The sequence below is a fragment of the Pseudomonas sp. FG35 genome, assembly GCF_057809295.1.
In genome coordinates, this window is sequence record NZ_JBMDJR010000001.1 from 779,273 (window position 1) to 799,611 (window position 20,339).

Annotated in this window: 15 protein-coding genes and 1 pseudogene; 10 read left to right on the plus strand and 6 right to left on the minus strand. The window is 57.9% G+C overall.

All coding sequences use genetic code 11. The features are described 5' to 3' along the window. The first annotated feature begins 31 nt into the window (after positions 1-31). Together ACODTD_RS03395 and ACODTD_RS03400 are read left to right on the plus strand one after the other, a co-directional pair. On the plus strand, positions 32-1,411 hold the full coding sequence (locus ACODTD_RS03395; RefSeq protein WP_201818491.1) for a hypothetical protein: 1,380 nt from the start codon (positions 32-34) through the stop codon (positions 1,409-1,411). Between the two features lie 67 nt (positions 1,412-1,478). Further along, a complete protein-coding gene (locus ACODTD_RS03400) occupies positions 1,479-2,408 on the plus strand; it encodes a hypothetical protein (RefSeq protein ID WP_011334299.1) in 930 nt (309 codons plus the stop codon). A gap of 39 nt (positions 2,409-2,447) precedes the next feature. Here the strand turns inward: ACODTD_RS03400 and ACODTD_RS03405 are convergent. The 3 genes and pseudogenes from ACODTD_RS03405 to ACODTD_RS03415 form a co-directional block, all read right to left on the minus strand. Beyond that, positions 2,448-2,591: pseudogene (locus ACODTD_RS03405) on the minus strand (GNAT family N-acetyltransferase); the annotation flags it as partial. Positions 2,592-2,602: 11 nt separating this feature from the next. Further along, positions 2,603-3,904 carry an ATP-binding protein gene (locus tag ACODTD_RS03410; RefSeq protein ID WP_285355996.1) on the minus strand — a complete coding sequence of 434 codons (1,302 nt, stop codon included), beginning with the start codon at positions 3,902-3,904 and terminating at the stop codon, positions 2,603-2,605. A 4-nt stretch (positions 3,905-3,908) separates the two neighbouring features. Next, positions 3,909-4,610 carry a response regulator gene (locus tag ACODTD_RS03415; protein WP_007960391.1) on the minus strand — a complete coding sequence of 234 codons (702 nt, stop codon included), beginning with the start codon at positions 4,608-4,610 and terminating at the stop codon, positions 3,909-3,911. A gap of 184 nt (positions 4,611-4,794) precedes the next feature. Here ACODTD_RS03415 and ACODTD_RS03420 point away from each other — a divergent pair, with 184 nt between their 5' ends. From ACODTD_RS03420 to ACODTD_RS03435, 4 genes are all read left to right on the plus strand, one after another. Continuing rightward, on the plus strand, positions 4,795-5,952 hold the full coding sequence (locus tag ACODTD_RS03420; protein WP_011334302.1) for an efflux RND transporter periplasmic adaptor subunit: 1,158 nt from the start codon (positions 4,795-4,797) through the stop codon (positions 5,950-5,952). 15 nt (positions 5,953-5,967) lie between these two features. Beyond that, positions 5,968-9,066 (plus strand): efflux RND transporter permease subunit, encoded by a 3,099-nt coding sequence (locus ACODTD_RS03425; RefSeq protein ID WP_285356003.1) that lies wholly within the window; start codon positions 5,968-5,970, stop codon positions 9,064-9,066. Positions 9,067-9,145: 79 nt separating this feature from the next. Continuing rightward, positions 9,146-9,787: a DUF1345 domain-containing protein gene (locus tag ACODTD_RS03430; protein ID WP_011334304.1), complete on the plus strand. Its 642-nt coding sequence runs from the start codon at positions 9,146-9,148 to the stop codon at positions 9,785-9,787. A 161-nt stretch (positions 9,788-9,948) separates the two neighbouring features. Beyond that, positions 9,949-10,431, plus strand: a complete 483-nt coding sequence (locus ACODTD_RS03435; protein WP_041475285.1) for a hypothetical protein — start codon at positions 9,949-9,951, stop codon at positions 10,429-10,431. A 76-nt stretch (positions 10,432-10,507) separates the two neighbouring features. Here the strand turns inward: ACODTD_RS03435 and ACODTD_RS03440 are convergent, their stop codons facing one another. From ACODTD_RS03440 to ACODTD_RS03450, 3 genes are all read right to left on the minus strand, one after another. Further along, on the minus strand, positions 10,508-12,751 hold the full coding sequence (locus ACODTD_RS03440; RefSeq protein ID WP_201818486.1) for an autotransporter outer membrane beta-barrel domain-containing protein: 2,244 nt from the start codon (positions 12,749-12,751) through the stop codon (positions 10,508-10,510). A gap of 202 nt (positions 12,752-12,953) precedes the next feature. Then, positions 12,954-14,951, minus strand: coding sequence for a hypothetical protein (locus ACODTD_RS03445; protein WP_285356006.1), 1,998 nt, complete (start codon positions 14,949-14,951; stop codon positions 12,954-12,956). 92 nt (positions 14,952-15,043) lie between these two features. Next, on the minus strand, positions 15,044-15,847 hold the full coding sequence (locus ACODTD_RS03450; RefSeq protein WP_111539367.1) for a hypothetical protein: 804 nt from the start codon (positions 15,845-15,847) through the stop codon (positions 15,044-15,046). Between the two features lie 223 nt (positions 15,848-16,070). On the opposite strand from ACODTD_RS03450, the gene ACODTD_RS03455 reads away from it, so the two are divergent. From ACODTD_RS03455 to ACODTD_RS03470, 4 genes are all read left to right on the plus strand, one after another. Continuing rightward, on the plus strand, positions 16,071-17,096 hold the full coding sequence (locus ACODTD_RS03455; RefSeq protein ID WP_011334309.1) for a LacI family DNA-binding transcriptional regulator: 1,026 nt from the start codon (positions 16,071-16,073) through the stop codon (positions 17,094-17,096). A gap of 63 nt (positions 17,097-17,159) precedes the next feature. Next, positions 17,160-17,942, plus strand: a complete 783-nt coding sequence (locus ACODTD_RS03460; RefSeq protein ID WP_489104433.1) for a sugar phosphate isomerase/epimerase family protein — start codon at positions 17,160-17,162, stop codon at positions 17,940-17,942. Then, positions 17,935-18,972, plus strand: coding sequence for a sugar kinase (locus ACODTD_RS03465; protein ID WP_201818482.1), 1,038 nt, complete (start codon positions 17,935-17,937; stop codon positions 18,970-18,972). Before ACODTD_RS03460 ends, ACODTD_RS03465 begins: the two co-directional genes overlap by 8 nt. A 58-nt stretch (positions 18,973-19,030) precedes the next feature. Next, the gene (locus ACODTD_RS03470; RefSeq protein WP_489104434.1) at positions 19,031-20,329 is read left to right on the plus strand and encodes an MFS transporter; all 1,299 of its coding nucleotides are present in this window, start codon (positions 19,031-19,033) and stop codon (positions 20,327-20,329) included. The last annotated feature ends 10 nt before the right edge of the window (positions 20,330-20,339 follow it).

Here is a 20,339-nt window from a genome sequence, read left to right on the forward strand (position 1 = left end):
AACCACTATCTCGAATACCAGGGCGCAGAAGATGAGCAGTCCGTTTACGGTTTTTCCCGCCAAAATTGTTGGGGGAGTCAAGAGCCCCATTTACTACCCCGACCCCAACGTGAAACCACACTACGGCGTACCGCTCGCACTCTTCTCCGTGCCCGGCGATTTGCTGCGCCTTGAGATTATTCCCTGGGACAAGCAGGCGGTGAACGATAGTGGATGGTTGATCATCAACAAGGGCGCTCCCCTATTCATGAAAACCATCCAAACGGGGGAAGACGGCAAGACTTTCTTCCATGACGTGCCTAAAGCCTTTTTAAATGATGGCCTCAACACGCTGGTGGTGCGGGTCACTAACCAGGTCCAGCCCGGAGGAACGGATTCGATTGATCTGCTAACACTGGTCCACATTCCGCGCCCGGGAGGAGAAGTGGCGGGTTCGGGACCCAATCCGAATCTGACTTTTACAGTGTCCCACACGAGCGTAGGTCCCACAGAGGCTGCAAACGGGGTCGATGTCACCTTGCGCTACACCTACATGCGAGAAGGTGACGTTATTGGCCTTGATCTGGACGGTCGATCCTATCCGCATACAGTGACCGCAACACAGGCTTTGCTTGGCCAAGTGGTCATAAAGCTCTTCGCCAAGGATTTCTGGCAGGACAATAAACAGTTCGCCATTCGTTTCCGGGTGACTGACAGTCTCGGCAACACATCGGGCCCGCTGGCGATCTGGTCGGCAACCACCAACATCGATGTGCAGGTGAAACAGCCTGCCCTCGATCTTATCCCCCCCAAAGTACTGGAAGCGAAGGAAGCGAACGGTACGCAATTGAATTTCGAGAAGGATTTTTATCAGAACACCCACGCCACCGTAGAAGTGCAATACACGGGTTCCAACGCAGGACAGAAAGTCAGAGTCTATTGCATCGGACGCGCGGAAACTTACGGCAGCGAGACCCAGACAGTTTCTTCAGCCGGGCAAAAATTGACGTTTTTGATCCCGCGTCGAGTGATCGTCGACTCCATCGCCAACAAGATCCAATTCTCTTACACCGTTATTCTGCCGAACACAGAACCCGAGCGTCCCTCCAAAGACCTCGACGTCAACATCACCCGACAGAAGCACATCTGTGGCGTACCCACGATCAACGCTGCCAGAGACAACCTCAGGCTTTACGCCCCAAATCCCCTCGAAGCGCAATACACGGTACGTATTTCATTGACCATCGATGGTCAGACACGTCTCGACAGCCAAGAGATCCCTTACGTCCAGGGTTCCTACATGGACTTCGGGGTTCCGCGAGGCTGGGTGAGCAGCAACCCAGGCAAAACCGGCTATTTCAACTATTCCATCAGGCGTACGGGTAGCACGGACCTCATCATTTTTTCGCCGTATGTGAAGGTCCTCCTCTAGGAAGACTCATCTTCAGCAATAACGCCAATCACTCACCGGCCCGTTAACAGGGGCCAAGGGTCCGGTCGTGCACAAGATAATCAACTTACTACTTTTGGCTCTGCTGGTCGGTTGCGCACAAGTGGCGACTCCGCCGGCCGACACGATCAATGGCAACGGCGCACAAGTACTCAGCGGCCCGGCCATCGCGGCGCAACTCAACACCCTTTACAGTCGCACCTTCCCCAACTGCAACAAATCCGACTCGCAGCCAGCATTCCTGTGTTCAGGGGTGACACTGCGGGTCACGGTAAAAGATCCGAACAATCAGTACAAAGTCTGGGACCCTAGCCCGACATCGGTCGGGTCAGGTGGAGTTTCTTTCTCCTATCTGCGCAGTGATGCCAATTTCGGCCGTCTCGCGTGGGGTAATCAGAATGGCTACATCCTGTACCCGATTTTCGAAGCCCCCGCTGACAAGATCGATCTGGATTATCTGTGTGCCTACCCCCAGGATGCCTGGACCTGGCATCGCGATCCGAACAGTGTCTGCGGTCCTCATAAAGACTACCCAGTGCAAAGTCAGCTTTGTCAGAACGCCGGAGTGACAACTGCGGAGCAGTGGCTCGCTGTCTGGAACATCGCGGGCGGTAACCCGAATCTGCGTCAGTGCGGATTCGATATTCGTGACGAGCGCAATGCGCTCGGCGGCATTGCGTTTTATCAATCTGTCCGAGCCAAAACGCTAAGGGGAGCGGCTGGATTCGTGGAGCATAACGAAGTCATCATCAAAACCTGGACATCCAGAAACCCGAACATTTTTCCGATCATGGCTTTTTTCTATATCGCTGGCGGCACCAACGCCGGTCTCGCGGATGCCCAGTACAACCAACGGGACTTCTACAACTCGACCAACCCGAAAATCGTCGTGCCGATCATTGCACTGACACCCGCGAACAGCGTGACCGACAAAGCCACCTTCAGCTTTCTCGCCGGGGATCAGGCGGTCACTCAATAATTTGAGTGCCCCGCCAGAGGAGGTTTTCTGATAAGCGACTCAAGCTCGGGTTGAGCGACGCAGCCGCGCCATGCTCAAGGTATCGAGCCACTGCCCGTCGCGCACGGCGTAGTCGCGAAACAGGCCCGCGGTCTCGAAGCCGAACTTGCGGTAGAGGCCGATGGCCGCCTCGTTGTCGGCGTACGGAACGATCATCAGATCGGGGTTGGCAGCCAGAGCCTGAACCTCGCCCCACCCAACGGCGAACCTTCCACCGTCAACGTCCCGCCTTGGGCTTCCAGCGCCCGCCGGCTGATCGCCAGCCCCAGGCCAAACCCGCCGGTCGCCCGATCGCGGCTGCGGTCCAGTCGATAGAACGGCTCGAAAATCCGCTCCCGCTCGTCTTCCGGAATGCCGATTCCGTCATCGTCCACCCAGATCTCGCAGCCCTTCGGGCAGACCTGCACGCCAATCTGAATGCGCTTTTCGCAGTAGCGCATGGCGTTGCGCAGCAGGTTCTGAATCGCGCGGGCCGTCAAGCGCGGGTCGAGGGAGAAGCGCTCCAGCTGATTGTGCAGCAGCACATCGATGACGATTTCCGGGGATTCCAGTTCTTCATCGACGCTGCCCAGAATGCTGTCGATGAACTCGTCCAGCGACACTTCGACCTGCTCCGGCAACTTCGCCGGATTCTGCAGGCGACTGTAGGACAGCAACTCCAGCACCAGTTCATCCAGTTCACGAATGTGCGCGACCAGCCCTTGCAAGCGTTCGCGGCTGGCTTGCGGCAAGTCATCGGACAGCGCCAGCGCCAGGCCGAAGTCCAGGCGGGTCAGCGGCGTGCGGAGTTCGTGGGACACGGCGTTGAGCAGATCGCGTTGCTGGTTGAGCAGGTTTTCGATGTCGCCGGCCATGGTGTCGAACACGTGGGCCAGGCTGCCGATGTTGGAGCTCGGGCCAATCTGCGTACGCTCGCTCAAATGGCCCTTGCCGAAACGTTCGGCCGTGCCCTTGAGGCGTTCCAGATCGCGCCAGTGCGGACGAAACCAGAGCAACAGGCACGCCAGCAGACTCGCGCCGATCAGCACGTTGATGCTCCAGTACAACAGGTTCACGTCCATCGGATCCGGCGGCACCACCATCTGCACCGCCATTTCGTCGTTCAGTGGCGTGACCGCCAACGTGCGCCAGCCCCAGTCGCCCACCCGCACCATGTTCTCTCCGCGCCGCAGCCGCTCTTGCTCGATGGCGGTGAAGCCGGGGTCATCGATACGGGCGAGCACGATGTGCAGCGGCTGGAAGTCCTTGTCCATCGACGCCGCGAGCGCCGGCCACTGATCCTGCGGCACCGCGCGAAACTGCTTGGTGATCAGCGATTGCAGACCACGGGAATAGTCGAGGTTGTAGGTGACGAACCGCTGCTTGAACACCATCACCACCAGATCCGGCACCAGATAGATCGCCGCACTGTAGGAGACGATCGTCACCAGATAGAGGCGAAACAGGATTCTGAACATCGAATCAGCATTCCCACTCGGAACGGCTGAACAGATACCCCTTGCCCCACACGGTCTTGATCTTGCGCGCCTCGCCGGCGTGGTCGTCGAACTTGCGTCGCAGCTTGGAAATCGCCACGTCCACCGAACGGTCAGTGCCGTTGAACTCGATACCGCGCAGGCGTTGCAGGATCTGGTCGCGGCTCAGCACTTCACCGGCATGACGGGCCAGCACCACCAGCAGGTTGTATTCGCCGCTGGACAGTTCCACCGGTTGTTCGCGCCAGGTCACCGTGCGCTCCGACAGGTCGATGCACAGGTTGCCCATCAGGATCCGGTCGTTGGCGGTCATCGGCTCGCCGAGGCTGCTGCGCCGCAGCAAGGTGCGTACCCGCGCCAGCAGGACCCGTGGCTCGCAGGGTTTGGTGACGTAATCGTCGGCGCCCATTTCCAGGCCCAGTACCTGATCGTGGCTGTCGTCACGGGCGGTGAGCATCAGGATCGGCAGCGTTGCCGAATCGGCCCGCAGCAATCTGCAAACCTGCAAGCCGTCGAGGCCCGGCAGCATCAGGTCGAGAATCACCAGATCCGGCGGATTGAGCCGCGCCCGTTCGCGCACATGGTCGCCACGGCCGATCACGCTGACGGAGTAACCGTTGCGCTCCAGATAGCTGGAAATCAGTTCGGCGAGGGCGGTGTCGTCTTCGACCAGAAGAATGTTGGGCATTGAGGTGATCCAGAACAGGCGGTGGCGACTGCTATGTCGCAAAAAATTTCAAGGCCTGAAGGATATACGCCCTCGCCCGTCCCTGAGCAAAACCCTTACACAATTTCACACAGCACCTACAAAGCTTCACCGCTACCCTCGGCGACTGTCCGTAGGATGCGCAGATCAATATTGGGGGTTGTACATGTCGAAGAATCTGCTGGCCGGGCTCGGCCTGATCGCATTGGCGCTGACGCTGAGTGCCTGTGATAAATCCTCGAACGCCGAGGAACAGGCGCCGCCGGCCACCGTGCGGATCGAAACCCTTGAGGCGCGCCCCCTGTCGATCAGCAGCGAACTGAGCGGGCGGATTGCCGCCCCGCGCATCGCCGAAGTCCGCGCCCGGGTCGCCGGCGTAGTGCTGCAACGCACCTACCGCGAAGGCAGCGACGTGAAAAAGGGCGACGTGCTGTTCCGTATCGATCCGGCGCCGTTCAAGGCTGACCTCGATAGCGCCGAAGCGGCCCTGCGCAAGGCCGAGGCAAACGCGTTCCAGGCAAAACTTCAGGAACAGCGCTACGCCCAGTTGATCGACGACAAGGCCATCAGCGCTCAGGATTACGACAACGCCCGCGCCAACGCCCGGCAGACCGCCGCCGATGTTGCCGCCAACAAGGCAGCCGTCGAGCGGGCGAAGCTGAACCTCGGTTACGCCACCGTCACCGCGCCGATTTCCGGGCGCGTCGGGCGTGCCCTGGTGACTGAAGGTGCGCTGGTCGGCCAGAACGAAACCACGCCCATGGCGCTGATCCAGCAGCTGAACCCGATCCACGCCGACCTCACCCAGTCGACCCGCGAACTCAACGAGTTGCGCAGGGCATTCCGTTCCGGCCAGTTGCAGCAGGTCGGCCAGGATCAGGTCAAGGCCACGCTGATCCAGGACGATGGCAGCCTCTATCCGCTGCCGGGCAAATTGCTGTTCAGCGATATCACGGTCGATCCGGGCACCGGACAAATCATTTTGCGCAGCGAGTTCCCCAATCCGGATCTCGATCTGTTGCCGGGCAGCTACGTTCGCGTGCGTCTGGAGCAAGGCGTGATCCAGCATGGCCTGACCGTGCCACAACGCGCGGTACAACGTGACAGCGCCGGTGTGGCGCAGGTCCTGACGGTCGACGACCAGATGCGCGTTGCCCAGCAGCCAGTGCAGCTCGGCGCGGTACAGAACGACCGCTGGATCGTCACCGGCGGCCTCAAGGCCGGCGACCGCATTGTCATCGAAGGCCTGCAACACGCCCGTCCGGGCGAAGTGGTGCAGATCGACGACACCCCTCTTCCACTTGCCCAGACCTCTGGTCAGTAAGCAGGACGCTCTTCTATGCCGCAGTTCTTTATCGACCGCCCGGTGTTCGCCTGGGTCGTCGCGTTGTTCATCCTGTTGGCCGGTGCGCTGGCCATCCCGCAATTGCCGGTGGCGCAGTACCCCGACGTCGCGCCGCCGCAGATCGAAATCTATGCCGTGTACCCCGGCGCCTCGGCGCAGACCGTCGACGAGAGCGTGGTCAGCCTGATCGAGGAAGAGCTCAACGGCGCCGATCACCTGTTGTATTTCGAATCCCAGAGCAGCCTGGGTAGCGCCACGATCAAGGCGACGTTCCAGCCGGGCACCAACCCGGAGCTGGCGCAGGTTGATGTGCAGAATCGCCTGAAAGTAGTCGAGTCGCGCCTGCCGCAAGCGGTCAATCAGCAAGGTTTGCAGGTGGAGAAAGTCTCCGCCGGTTTTCTGCTGCTGATCACTTTGACTTCCAGCGACGGCAAGCTCGACGACGTGGCGCTCAGCGATTACCTGGCGCGCAACGTGATGAACGAGATCAAACGCATCGACGGGGTCGGCAAGGCCCAGCTGTACGGCGCCGAGCGGGCGATGCGGATCTGGGTCGACCCGCAGAAGCTGATCGGTTTCAACCTGACACCCGCTGACGTCAACGCCGCCATCGCCGCGCAGAACGCCCAGGTGTCGGCCGGCAGCATCGGCGATCTGCCGAACCCGAGCACCCAGGAAATCACCGCGACGATTCTGGTCAAGGGCCAATTGTCGACGCCGGAAGAGTTCGCCGACATCGTGCTCAAGGCCAACCCGGACGGCTCCACCGTGCGCATCAAGGATGTGGCGCGGGTCGAGATCGGCAGCCAGGAATACCAGTTCGGCACCCGTCTTAACGGCAAGCCGTCCACCGCCGTCGGCGTGCAACTGTCGCCGGGCGCCAACGCTTTGAGCACCGCCACGCTGATCCGGGCAAAGATGGATGAACTGTCGCGCTACTTCCCGGCGGGCGTGGAATACAAGATCCCCTACGACACTTCGCCATTCGTGAAGGTCTCGATCACCAAAGTGATCTATACCCTCGGCGAAGCCATGCTGCTGGTGTTCGCGGTGATGTTCCTGTTCCTGCAGAACATCCGTTACACCCTGATTCCAACCCTGGTGGTGCCGGTGGCGCTGATGGGTACCTTCGCCACCATGCTGGCGCTGGGGTTCTCGATCAACGTGCTGACCATGTTCGGCATGGTGCTGGCCATCGGCATTCTGGTGGACGACGCCATCGTGGTGGTGGAGAACGTCGAACGGATCATGGCCACCGAAGGCCTGTCGCCCAAAGAAGCGACACGCAAGGCGATGAGCCAGATCACCGGCGCGATCATCGGCATTACGCTGGTGCTGGTGGCGGTGTTCATTCCGATGGCCTTCATGCAGGGTTCGGTAGGTGTCATCTACCGCCAGTTCTCGCTGTCGATGGCCACCTCGATCCTGTTTTCGGCCTTCCTCGCCCTGACCTTGACCCCGGCACTGTGCGCCACCTTGCTCAAGCCGATTGCCAAGGGCGAACACCACGAAAAAACCGGGTTCTTCGGCTGGTTCAACCGCCGTTTCGAGCAACTGACCGATCGTTATCAAGGCTGGGTCGGCTACGCGCTGAAACGCACCGGTCGTTATCTGCTGATCTACGTTGTGTTGCTGGTCGGCCTGGGCCTGTGCTTCGCGCGCCTGCCCTCCTCGTTCCTGCCGGTCGAGGACCAGGGTTACACCATCACCGACATTCAACTGCCACCCGGCGCGAGCAAGAACCGTACGGTGCAGGTGGTCGAGCAGATCGAAGCGCACAACGCCGGCGAACCGGGTGTTGGCGACAGCACGGTGATTCTCGGTTTCAGCTTCTCCGGCAGCGGGCAGAACGCCGCGCTGGCGTTCACCACGCTCAAGGACTGGTCGCATCGCGGCAGCGACGACTCGGCAAGTTCGATTGCCGACCGCGCCAACATTGCCCTGAGCCAGATCAAGGACGCTGTAGCCTTCGCCGTACTGCCGCCGCCGGTGGATGGCCTCGGCACGTCCAGCGGCTTCGAGTTCCGCCTGCAGGATCGCGGCGGCCTCGGTCATGCAACCTTGATGGAAGCGCGCACCCAACTGCTCGCCGCCGCCGAGAAAAGCCCGATCCTGATGAACGTGCGTGAAAGCGCGCTGGCCGAAGCGCCGCAAGTACAGCTGGAAGTGGATCGCAAGCAGGCCAATGCACTGGGGATTTCATTCGCCGACGTCGGCAACGTGCTGTCAACCGCCATCGGCTCCTCGTATGTCAACGACTTCCCCAATCAGGGGCGAATGCAACGGGTTGTTGTCCAAGCTGAAGGTGATCGCCGCAGTCAGGTCGATGACTTGCTGAAAATGCACGTACGCAATGATGCCGGGAAAATGGTGCCGCTGTCGGCGTTCGTCAAAGCCACATGGACCCAGGGTCCGGCGCAGTTGACCCGCTACAACGGTTACCCGGCGATCTCGATTTCAGGCGAACCGAAACCCGGCCACAGCACCGGCGAAGCCATGGCGGAGATCGAACGGCTGGTGGCACAAGGGCCGAAAGGTCTCGGTCAGGAGTGGACCGGCCTGTCGCTGCAGGAGCGTTTGTCCGGCAGTCAGGCACCGATTCTGCTCGGGCTGTCGCTGCTGATCGTATTCCTGTGTCTGGCGGCGTTGTACGAGAGCTGGTCGATTCCGACGTCTGTGTTGCTCGTTGTACCGCTCGGCGTGCTCGGCGCAGTGCTGGCGGTGACCCTGCGCGGGATGCCCAACGATGTGTTCTTCAAGGTCGGCTTGATCACCATCATCGGCCTGTCGGCGAAAAACGCGATCCTGATCATCGAGTTTGCCAAGAGCCTGTATGACGAAGGTCATGACCTGATTGATGCCACGCTGCAAGCGGCGCGTCTGCGGTTGAGGCCGATTGTCATGACTTCGCTGGCGTTCATTCTGGGTGTGGTGCCGCTGGCGATTGCCACCGGCGCGAGCTCTGCGAGTCAGCAGGCGATCGGAACCGGGGTGATTGGCGGGATGATTACCGCGACACTGGCGGTGATTTTCGTACCGGTGTTCTTCGTAGTCGTGATCAAACTTGTGCGCAGGTTCGCCAAGCCTGATTGATAGAGCGCTCCCGGCGCGGTGGCCACAGGTCGCCGCGCTGGGCTAAGGTGTCTGAACCACCCTGGCCCATCGAGTCCCCATGCGCTTCCTCGCCCGCACCCACCCTCGCCTGTCTGCCGCTGCTTTGTTTGGGCTTGCCGTCGGCCTGCTCACACCCGCCGACTCCGTCATCAGCAAAATCCTCATCGGCTGGAATGCCGGGATCTGGACGTACCTGATCCTGATGCTTTGGCTGACCATCCGCGCCAAAGCGCCGGACGTCAAACGCATCGCCGAAGTCGAGGATGAAAATGCCGGGCTGGTGCTGTTCGTCGTCTGTATCGCCGCTTTGGCCAGCCTGGCGACCATTACTGTCGAACTGGCTGGCAGCAAGGACCTGGAAACCACCCGAAAACTCCTGCACTACGGTTTTACCGCATTGACCGTGATTGGCTCATGGCTGCTGATCGGGGTGATCTTCTGCGTCCACTACGCCCGTCTGTTTTACACCTGGGACGGCAAGGAGCCGGCGCTACGCTTTTCCGAAGGCCTGACGACACCCGATTACTGGGACTTTCTGTACTTCTCGTTCACCATCGGCGTCGCTGTGCAGACGGCAGATGTCGGCGTGGCCACGCGAGAGATCCGCAAGATCGTGCTGGCACAGTCGTTGATCGGGTTTGTGTTCAACACGGCGATTCTCGGGTTCTCGATCAACATTGCGGCAGGGTTGTTTGGTTGACAAAAAATACTGCATGAACAGCACTCATGCTTCACCTTTTCCGACGTTTGTAAACTGTCAGGTATGACAGTTTACAAACGTCGGTCTTAAGCGCTCTGATAGGGAATCCGGGAAGTTCCATTACCTGGATATCCAATGTCATCAATGCAGAGACAACTTTTATGAAAAATATCAAAAGCATGGCCAAGGCCGGTAATTGCTCTGGAACCGTTGGCACTGACAAACCCTTCAATGCCCAACTGGTCGAGCTGACATCAAAAGTATTTCCCCCTCCATTTGGTACAGCTTTGGTCATGTTTGCCAGGCATCGAGAACCACACCCGAGCTACAAGACAAAAGAAATCCATATTTCGTTCGGTAGAAGTTTGGCGAATGATGAATACATTGTCACGCCAGAGTCCAATCAGGTTCGTATCACCTTTGTCGACAACACTTTATCGACAGAGCCTTTGATTTATTCGCAGAAAAGCGGAGTCGCAACGTTGGCATTTGACAATGAAGAAGGCATTTTTTCGGGAAAATTGACAAATATCGTACTGCTGAATCAGGACGAAGATGACTTAGAGCTGCTGGTCAACCTGGATTTCAGTGCGCAGGGTAATGTCTATATCGCAGGACTCAAAAAGAATTTGAAGGTTGCTTGAGACGCATGAATATTGGCACGCAATAAAAAAGGAAGCATTGGCTTCCTTTTTTATTGATCTCTTATTACAGCGTTATCTAGAAGTTATAACGGGCACCGATGTTCAAGCCTATTGGCCGCTCTATATTTTTCCCGTTGCTGTAGTCCGCATCAAAGTGCACCTGCAGGCGGTCGGTCATGGCAATTGCCACGCCAACGGCCAGTTCACCTCGACTCCCCGACAAATCATTGTTGAATTCATTGTTGTTGACCTTGACCTCATTGTTTTTCGCGAACTCGTGCGCCATCGCGACACGGGCGTAGGGTTGAACTTTCAAATCGCGTTCGAGCGCAAATGTGCGTCCCACGGTCATGCCGGCCTCGCCCAGGAGTGATCGAGTACGGTCGCCATCGGCTTGCATGTCGTTATCCAGGGAAAAATGCTTGCCCTCAATGACCACGCCGGACCACTTGGTGTAGGGCTCAATGAAAACACCATCTTCCAGTTTGATGCGCCGCCCCAGCTCGACTGAACCACCCAATCCCGTGTTGTCGTAATCGCCCTTGGCCCTGCCACCGTCACTCAAGCCGACTTTTGCGTCGTTGCGAAAGCGGTTCACCTTGAGTACAGCATCAACGTAATAACCGCTGAGCGGGTCAATCCAGGTGAGGTAGGTTCCCAGATAATTGCTTGTAACCGTGCCGGAAGTGCCGCCATCCAGGTTCAGATCCGATTTGCTGTGCCCTGCCATCACGCCGATCAGCCATTGTCCGTCTCCAAATGGCAGTGGAGTATCAGCGCCTAACGTAAAACCCTGCTGGGTTTGCTGGTAGCCGACACCTGAGGCATCGGCGACATTGTATTTATTGCCATAGGTACGCCCCCACGCACCACCTTGCCCACCGTTGAAACGCAATTCGCCCATGCGCGAATGCAGTGAGGCAAGTTCGCCATACCACACGGTTGGCGCAGTTTTAAATAGCGCCAACACCGAACGCGTTCCAGGGCTGACCGTTTTGGTTGTGGGATCAAGAACCCAGTCATTGCCGTTTTTTTCCAGACCGTATGAGTAGGTGCCAAGGTCGACAGGATGATTTATGAAGAACTCTGCATCGCCCCCGGCAGTCTGCACCACCCTGATCGGTTGACCGGCCGCCGGATCGACACCGGAACTGCTGATTGCGAGCTCATGGCGCCCCGTCGCTGTCCCCGTCACATTCAGCAAGTCTGTCTGACCCGTGGCGAAGTCAGTGCCCAACTCGAAATGGCCAGTTCCCGCCAGTTGCCCGACGTTTAATTGATAAAAAGCATTGTCAGCGCCGAAGCGCACGGTGCCACCGTTCAAAGTAAGGTTTTCAATCTGGCCATCGCCCACCAGAACCCAACGAGATGTGTCGTTGATGGTTGCATGAGAAACGTTTTCCAAACGCCCGGTCAGCGCCGAGTTGTTTTGCAATACCAATTCAGCCGTGCTGCCAGCTTCATTGATGACATTGCCATTCAAGGTACTGTTATTCACCGTCATCGAGGCCGTTGCACCGCCCCGTACATCCAGTATCGTGCCGTTGCCTGCCAACAGATTCGCATTGTCCAGAGTGATGGTCGCTCTGGACGATCCAGCGTTGGCGAAGTCGACCAGAATGGCGGAGCCCGTTACGCCTTCAACGGTTGTCTTGGTAAGGGTCAGTGTCGCAGGCTGAACGGAGTTACCGTCCAGACCAATGATTACGCCGTTTTGTCCTCCTATGATTGTGCTGTCCGTTGCCGTTGCCTGACCGCTCGCCAGGCGCACCCCATAACTGCTGGCACCCGTTGCCTGAAGGGTTGAGTCGACAATATCCAGACGACTGAACGCGCTAACCAATGCGCCGCCCGTCACGCCGGTTATAACGCTTTTGCCGCTTACGGTGGCAGTCGATCCGGTCAGGGTACTTGCGTCACGCACAACCTGAAGCCCGACACGATTACCATTGATCGTGCTGTTTTTGATGCTGCCATCGCTGTTGACAAGTGTCACCGCTGCCAAACCACTTGCACCTGAAACGTTCGCGCCGCTCAGATTGACTTGTGAACCATTGCGGGCAGCAATTTGTTGAGTATTACCCGAATTGACATTGAGGACTGAAGCATCCGTGTTGATAAACAAGGTGTCAGCACCATTGACATTCAAGGTTGCATTGGAACTGAGCGTCCAGTCCTCGGGAGTGCCTCCAGTAATCGTTGTAGTCCCTCCGATCAGATTTCCTCCGATGGCGATTTGCGAAAACGGAGCTAGAAACGATGAAAGCACTAGCCCCCAACGGATATCGCGTAGACGTACATTCGATATTTTTCTTTGCATAGTGAACACCTGTTATTTAAAACGAGCCACGGGGAAAGGGCCATGAAAACGAGGGTCGCTAAGCTAGCTTGAAGTAGCGTAGATTTATGTAGGATTAATCTCTTTCTTTGTCGGAAAAACCCACCATAAAACTTTTATGCGGTGAACAAAGTAACAGCAGACAGCACGCCCGGCTCCCCGGCCGCACTGTCTGCCGCCCGCTTTAAGGTGCGGGGTAAACTTCGTCACAGTATTGTCCTTCGCTGTTAGTCAGCAGGATGAAATGCTGCGCTTTTGCTGAATCGGGAGTCGGTGTTGTGCCCGTACGAGTAATGGTATAAGACAGCACTCCGTTGGCCCGGTTGGCTGGTTTGAAGTGTGTTTCATACACACCAATGTCAATGGTTGCGCCTGCATCTGGATAAGGATCAGGTACGTCTAGCTGTGCTGTAGTGTCCGTCCCTGGAACCAGTACCGGAGGAGTGGCATCAGTATACGCAGCGAAACTCAACGTAATTTTCTCGCCAGAAACGGTGTAGGCACTTTTCGGAATGATGACGCGCAAGTTCCGGCGAGAAGTTCCGTCACCGGTGCCCCAGTTCAATGTTGTACAACCGATTCTTTTCAGTGGGCCAGCAAGATTTTGCACTTCAGGTGCCGGTGTCTGGATTGGAAACGCAGCAACAGGAATATCTTTTGGAGTACAGGAAATCGGGTTGGGATTGTTATCACTATGAAGTATCCAGTGGACAGGTTTGGTGCCTGGACCGTGAGTGAATATAGTGTTCCAGGGTAAAGTCGCCTCTAGCGTTGTGCCCTCATCACCGCCCCGCAGCTCGAAGGTTTTGACCAACTCATTGTCATAGTAGATCGTAGCTTTCCAACCTTCTTCGGCAGGAGGGGCCGTGAACAGTTCTACGGAAAGTGTCGCATCATTCCCGTAGTCCGACTCCTCTACCTTGTCTGTACTACCGCCCGCAAACTGCAGTACAGGTTTCTCAAGAACAGGGTTGACCGGATTGGGCTCATCGGGATTGACGGGGCCGCGGTAGAAGATGTTGACAAGGGTCGTGTCCTTGTTGCCACCAATATATCGATTGCCTCTGAACATGGCATAACTGAACTCGGTTTCTTCATCACCGTCGGTATTGCCGTATACCTTCTTGATCTTGTCATAGGGTACATCCCAGGTCAGCTTTCCACCGACGGCGCCACTGACGGGTTTCTCACCCAACTCCTCACTACCCCAAAAAGCCGCCAAGGTGTCTGTTGGCGCATTCGGAACAGGCACTTCGGCCTCAAGAGTAACGCCCACACTGCAGTCGGCCAGATCAATCAGGTCGTCTGCAGCCAGTGGCACGACCGGAATATCAAACTTCGTCGGATCGGCAATCCGTCTGATTTCACGGGAGACGGGATTCGAGTTTTTTCCCTCGTTACCGGCAAGGTCCCGTACTTTATAGATAACCGTGTTACTACCCTCTTCAGCGTCAACGTACGTCTGGATGGGTATCGTAAATTCACGGGAAGCAGGCAAGGTGACTTTAACTACCGGCTCGTCACGCACCGTATCCGGAGCCTTGCCAAACCAGGCCCACAATTCGTCCGTGGCGTGATAATTGTCGTAAGCCGCAGCAGTCAACACGATACCGCCCGGATTATCCGCGATAACCTTTTCATCGATGACACTGCCCGGCGGGATGGAGGCCGGATAATTGGCCGCCTTGGGAGAAAGATTGGAAGCCGGGTTTTTGACTCTGTAAGGCGGCGTCCGGTCAATGGCGTATGTCTTAATCAGCGAATTGCCTTGGTTGACCGCGCCGTACCAGTAGATATATTGAACTTCGTATTCTGTTGGAGCCTCCGGTGTCGTTTTTTCGGTCATCCATGGCGTTAACGGAATGGTTTTTGGCAAAGGCCACTTGCGTTCGGCAATCGGCCCCAGCGCTTGCATGGGTTCGATGTCGCTCCAAAGGGTTGTGCCTTTTTCGCGAATTTTGAACTCGATCAAATCATCTTTATCTTCTGGTTCAGTTGGCTTTGGGATCGTGTACTCAAGTGGTGCGGAAAGCGCTGACACCGGAATACGCAAATCGCCGCCAGGCAGCGTTTGCGCAGGAATGTCGACGGCTGGAGGATCTGCGAACACTCCAGCTGCGCCATAACTTTTCTGAAGTAAAACCCTCCTGGACAATATAGCCTTTTCAACCCGACTGTTCATTTTAAAACTCCCGCTATTAAATTAATCAAGACGTGATATTTTCGATTACTGCTTCCCAACAGTGCTGCTCAAAACTCACTTATCGTCAAACTTCAAGGGCCGCAGGGCATTTCTTGACCTGGCAGAATTCTGTCAATTTTTACCAGTGCGACCTCGGACGTTCCTACTAGTCGGCTTCCACGAAACATTCGATAAATGACGGTGGCTGAGGATTCCCTCTCCATGGGTTCTATATGTACATCGTAGGGCTCCACCAAGAGCGGATATCCTTCACGAATGTCCTTGTCAGTCAGACTATTCCGTACATTTCCCCATCTCGCGCCAACGATCTCCGGGCCGCTGCCATTTAGCGAAGAGTACCCTCGCCAGGTCACTTCACATCGATCGCCTGTTCTAAATAAAGTTAATGGCGGAACATGAATATGTATGCCTTCCCAAATCGGCGGAGTGGTTTGGCAGTGGTAGTAACCCCAAATATCGGTATTCAAAAATTTGGCACCTTCCAGATCGACCGCTACAGGCGTGCGATCAATCGTCAGGTTCCGCCGCTGTGATTTGGATGGATTATCGGCCGTGTCTAAAAGGTCATACCAGAGTTCTCCGACGCCATCATTCAACAAGTGCTCGGGGCCGATATGTATCCTGAACTCAGGCCGCATATCTTCGGGTCGGTAGATGTTCTGGATTTTTACCGGGGTTTGACCGGGCTGCTCAAAGTTCACAGTCAGAATATCCCGCTCCCCGGGATCGGTGGCCGGCTCTTTCCAGAGGGGGACGACAACGTCAATCCCCGTGCGGAGTAACTCGAGCGGAATCCATCCCTCCGGATCGATTGCCGGATCTTCTACGCCGTCGACCTGCGGCGGATCGAAATCCAACGGACCACTTGAGATCACGAGCAATCCCCCTCTTGAACATGGCTGAATGTCAGATATTGCATTGACTGGACGCTGACCAGATTAAGCGCCGTGTCGAAGCGATCGCCAACTGTCAGATCTGACAGGTCTTTCTACCGTCGGTCGGTTTTCTTTGTGGGGAAGCGGTTTTTCTGGCTTGACGAGGAGCCGAGAAACGGGTCTCCTGAAACCGGTTTCATGACATAAAAACAAGGTTCACCCTATGAACGACTTCTCCGCCGCCCAGCGCAGCCGCGTCACCATGCTCGACGTCGCCGAACACGCCGGTGTGTCCAAGGCCAGCGTCTCGCGCTTTATCGGCGATGACCGCGCCCTGCTCTCCGATGCCATTGCCCAGCGCATCGAGCAGGCGATTGCCGAACTCGGCTATCGCCCCAATCAAATGGCTCGAGGCCTGAAACGCGGACGCACCCGACTGATCGGCATGCTGGTGGCCGATATCCGCAACCCTTATTCGATTGCCGTGATGCACGGGGTGGAAACCGCCTGCCGCCGACATGGCTACAGCCTGGTGGTGTGCAACACCGACCGCGATGACGAGCAGGAACGCCAGCACCTGGCGCTGTTGCGCTCGTACAACATCGAAGGGCTGATCGTGAACACCTTGGGCCACCACCGGGATGAACTGGATGAGCTGAAGCGGGAAATGCCACTGGTGCTGGTGGATCGCAAGGTCGATGGGCTGGACAGCGACATGGTCGGTTTGAACAACCCGCGAGCCATCGAGCTGGCGATGGAACATCTTGAGCAACGCGGCTATCGCGATGTGCTGTTGGTGACGGAACCTTATGACGGCACCAGTTCGCGGATCGAGCGGGTCAGCAGTTTTCAGCAGCAGGTTGGCCAGCGCAAAAGCATGAATGGTGCGATGCTGGAAACCGGCCCAAGCCTTGCGAACGATCTTCAAACCTTTTTAGACACACCTGATTCGGGCCCTAAAGCCCTGTTCTGCGCCAATGGCGTGGCGGCGCTGGCTTGCACCCGGGCCCTGCGCGAGATCGGCTGCCGGTTGTTTGAGGATGTCGGGATGATCGCGCTGGATGATCTGGATTGGTATCCGTTGGTAGGTAGCGGGATCACCGCCCTCGCTCAGCCTACAAAGGAGATTGGGGCGCGGGCGTTTGAGTGTTTGCTCAAGCGGTTGCGTGGGGATGATGAAGTCGCGCGAACTCTGGATTTTGCACCGATGCTGATCGAGCGCGGCTCAACGCTCAGCAAGGCGGAATAAGACCCTACGGGGCCACCAAAAAATTTTTGAACAAAATGAAACCGGTTTCAGAGGTAGATAACAATGAATAGACCTGCCGTTTCCATCAGCCTGTCCAGCTACGGCGCCGACCTCGTCCGCCGCAATGGTCAGGCTTCGTTCATCAAAGTGCTGGCCGCCGCCGGCGCCAATCGCATTGAATGGCGCGAAGAACTGCTGACCATCGAAGTCCCCGAACAACTCGCCGCCGCCACACAAGCCGAAGGCCTGCAAAGCATCTATTCCTCGCCCACCGAACTGTGGCTGGTCGGTCAGTCACGGCCCAATCCCGAACTCATCACTGCGCTGCAAAACGCTGAAGCGTTCGGCTCGAAGTGGCTGAAGGTTTCCCTGGGTTTCTTCACCGACAACAACGACCTGCAGACACTGGGGCAAATACTCGCGCAGAGCCCGGTGCATCTGCTGGTAGAGAACGACCAGACCTTGCACGGCGGGCGCATCGAACCGTTCCAGCGGTTCTTCGCCGCCGTCGAGCAACACAACCTGCCGATCAAGATGACCTTCGACATCGGCAACTGGCAGTGGCAAGACCAGTCCGCCACCAGCGCCGCGCGCTTGTTGGGCCGTCATGTCGGTTACGTGCATTGCAAAGCCGTGGCCCGCCGCGCCGACGGCAAACTTGTAGCTGTGCCGCCCGCCGCCACCGACCTGCATCTGTGGGAACAACTGCTGCGGTACATGGCCCAAGGGGTCATGCGCGCCGCCGAATACCCGTTGCAGGGCGATGATCTGGTGCAGCTGACCACCGAACACGTCGCCGCCCTCGCCCGCCTCGGCCAATCCCGTCTGGAGCCAGCTCATGTCTGAGATCGATATTCTGTCGTTCGGCGAAACCATGGCCATGTTTGTCGCCGAACAGAGCGGTGATCTGGCAACGGTCGAGCAGTTTCACAAACGGATTGCCGGGGCCGACAGCAACGTGGCCATCGGACTTTCCCGACTTGGTTTCAAGGTCGCGTGGTTGAGCCGTGTCGGTGCCGATTCGCTGGGACGATTTGTCGTTGAAACCCTGGCCCGCGAAGGGCTGGATTGCAGTCACGTTGAAGTCGACCCGGCGCACCCGACCGGTTTCCAGCTCAAGTCGCGCAACGATGACGGCAGCGATCCGACGGTCGAGTACTTCCGCCGTGGCTCGGCGGCCAGTCATCTGTCGCTGCAGTCGATCACCCCGAAACTGCTAGGCGCCCGGCATCTGCACGCCACTGGTATTCCGCCGGCGCTGTCCGCGTCGGCCCGGGAAATGTCCCGTGAACTGATGACCCGCATGCGCAACGCCGGGCGCAGCGTGTCGTTCGACCCGAACCTGCGCCCGAGCCTGTGGGCCGGCGAGCGGGAGATGATCCGCGAGATCAACCGCCTCGCCGCCCTCGCCCACTGGGTGTTGCCGGGGTTGAGCGAAGGCCGGCTGCTGACCGGGTTTGAAGATCCGGCGGATATCGCCGCGTTCTATCTCGATCAGGGTGCCGAAGCCGTGGCGATCAAGCTCGGGCCTCAAGGTGCGTATTACCGCACCCACCTGGATCAGGGGTTTGTCGCCGGGGTGCCGGTCAAAACCGTGGTCGATACGGTCGGCGCCGGCGATGGATTTGCGGTCGGGATGATCAGTGCCCTGCTGGAGCATCAGAGCTTTCCCGAGGCGGTCAGACGTGCCAACTGGATTGGCAGTCGGGCGGTGCAGAGCCGGGGTGACATGGAGGGTTTGCCGACCCGTTCCGAACTAGCCGTTGAATTCGAGGCCGCCATTGCTGGCAAGTCGAATCGTCTCACCGCAGCTCCCACAGTGTCCGTGGAGTACACAAAACCTGTGGGAGCTGGCTTGCCAGCGATGAGGCCCTGACAGACAACACATTTTTTGAACCTGCTGCGACAAAAACAACAAGCTCAGGAGCAAGACCATGAAAACCGCAACCCTCGCCACCCGCCGCTGGTGGTACATCATGCCGATCGTGTTCATCACCTATAGCCTGGCGTACCTGGACCGCGCCAATTATGGATTCGCTGCTGCCTCCGGAATGGCTGAAGACCTGATGATCACGCCGGGGCTGTCCTCGCTGCTCGGCGCGCTGTTCTTCCTCGGTTACTTTTTCTTCCAGGTGCCCGGCGCGATCTACGCGCAAAAGCACAGCGTCAAGAAGCTGATCTTCGTCAGCCTGATCCTCTGGGGCGGGCTCGCCACACTGACCGGCGTGGTCTCCAACGCCTACTGGCTGATTGTCATCCGCTTCATGCTCGGCGTGGTCGAAGCGGCGGTGATGCCGGCGATGCTGGTGTACCTGTGCCACTGGTTCACCCGCGCCGAACGCTCGCGGGCCAACACCTTCCTGATCCTCGGCAACCCGGTGACGATGCTGTGGATGTCGGTGGTGTCGGGCTATCTGGTGCAGCATTTCAGCTGGCGCTGGATGTTTATCATTGAAGGGTTGCCGGCGGTGCTTTGGGCATTCATCTGGTGGAAGCTCGCCGATGATCGCCCTGCCCAGGCCAAGTGGCTCAACGATCAGGAAAAGCACGATCTGGAAAGCGCGCTCGCCGCGGAACAGGTCGGCATCAAAGCGGTGAAGAACTACGCCGAAGCCTTCCGTTCGCCGAAGGTGATCATTCTGGCGCTGCAATTCTTCTGCTGGAGCATCGGTGTCTACGGCTTCGTGCTGTGGCTGCCGTCGATCCTCAAGGCCGGCGCGCAGATGGACATGATCGAGGCCGGCTGGCTGTCGGCGTTGCCGTATCTGGCGGCGGTGATCGGGATGCTGCTGGTGTCGTGGGGCTCGGACAAGCTGCAAAAGCGTAAACGTTTCGTCTGGCCACCGCTGCTGATTGCCTCGGTGGCGTTCTACGGCTCCTACGCGTTGGGCGCGGAGCATTTCTGGTGGTCGTACACGCTGCTGGTGATTGCCGGCGCCTGCATGTACGCGCCTTACGGGCCGTTCTTCGCCATCGTCCCGGAGATTCTGCCGGCCAACGTGGCCGGTGGCGCCATGGCGCTGATCAACAGCATGGGCGCCCTCGGTTCGTTCGGCGGCTCGTATCTGGTCGGTTACCTGAACAGCTCCACCGGTTCGCCCGGCGCTTCGTATCTGTTGATGAGTGGCGCGCTGATGCTCTCGGTGGTGCTGACCATTTTTCTCAAGCCTGGCGCCAGCGACCGGGTGACGACCAAGCGCGTCGCACCGCGTCCGCTGCCGGCCCATTCCTGAATTGATAGAG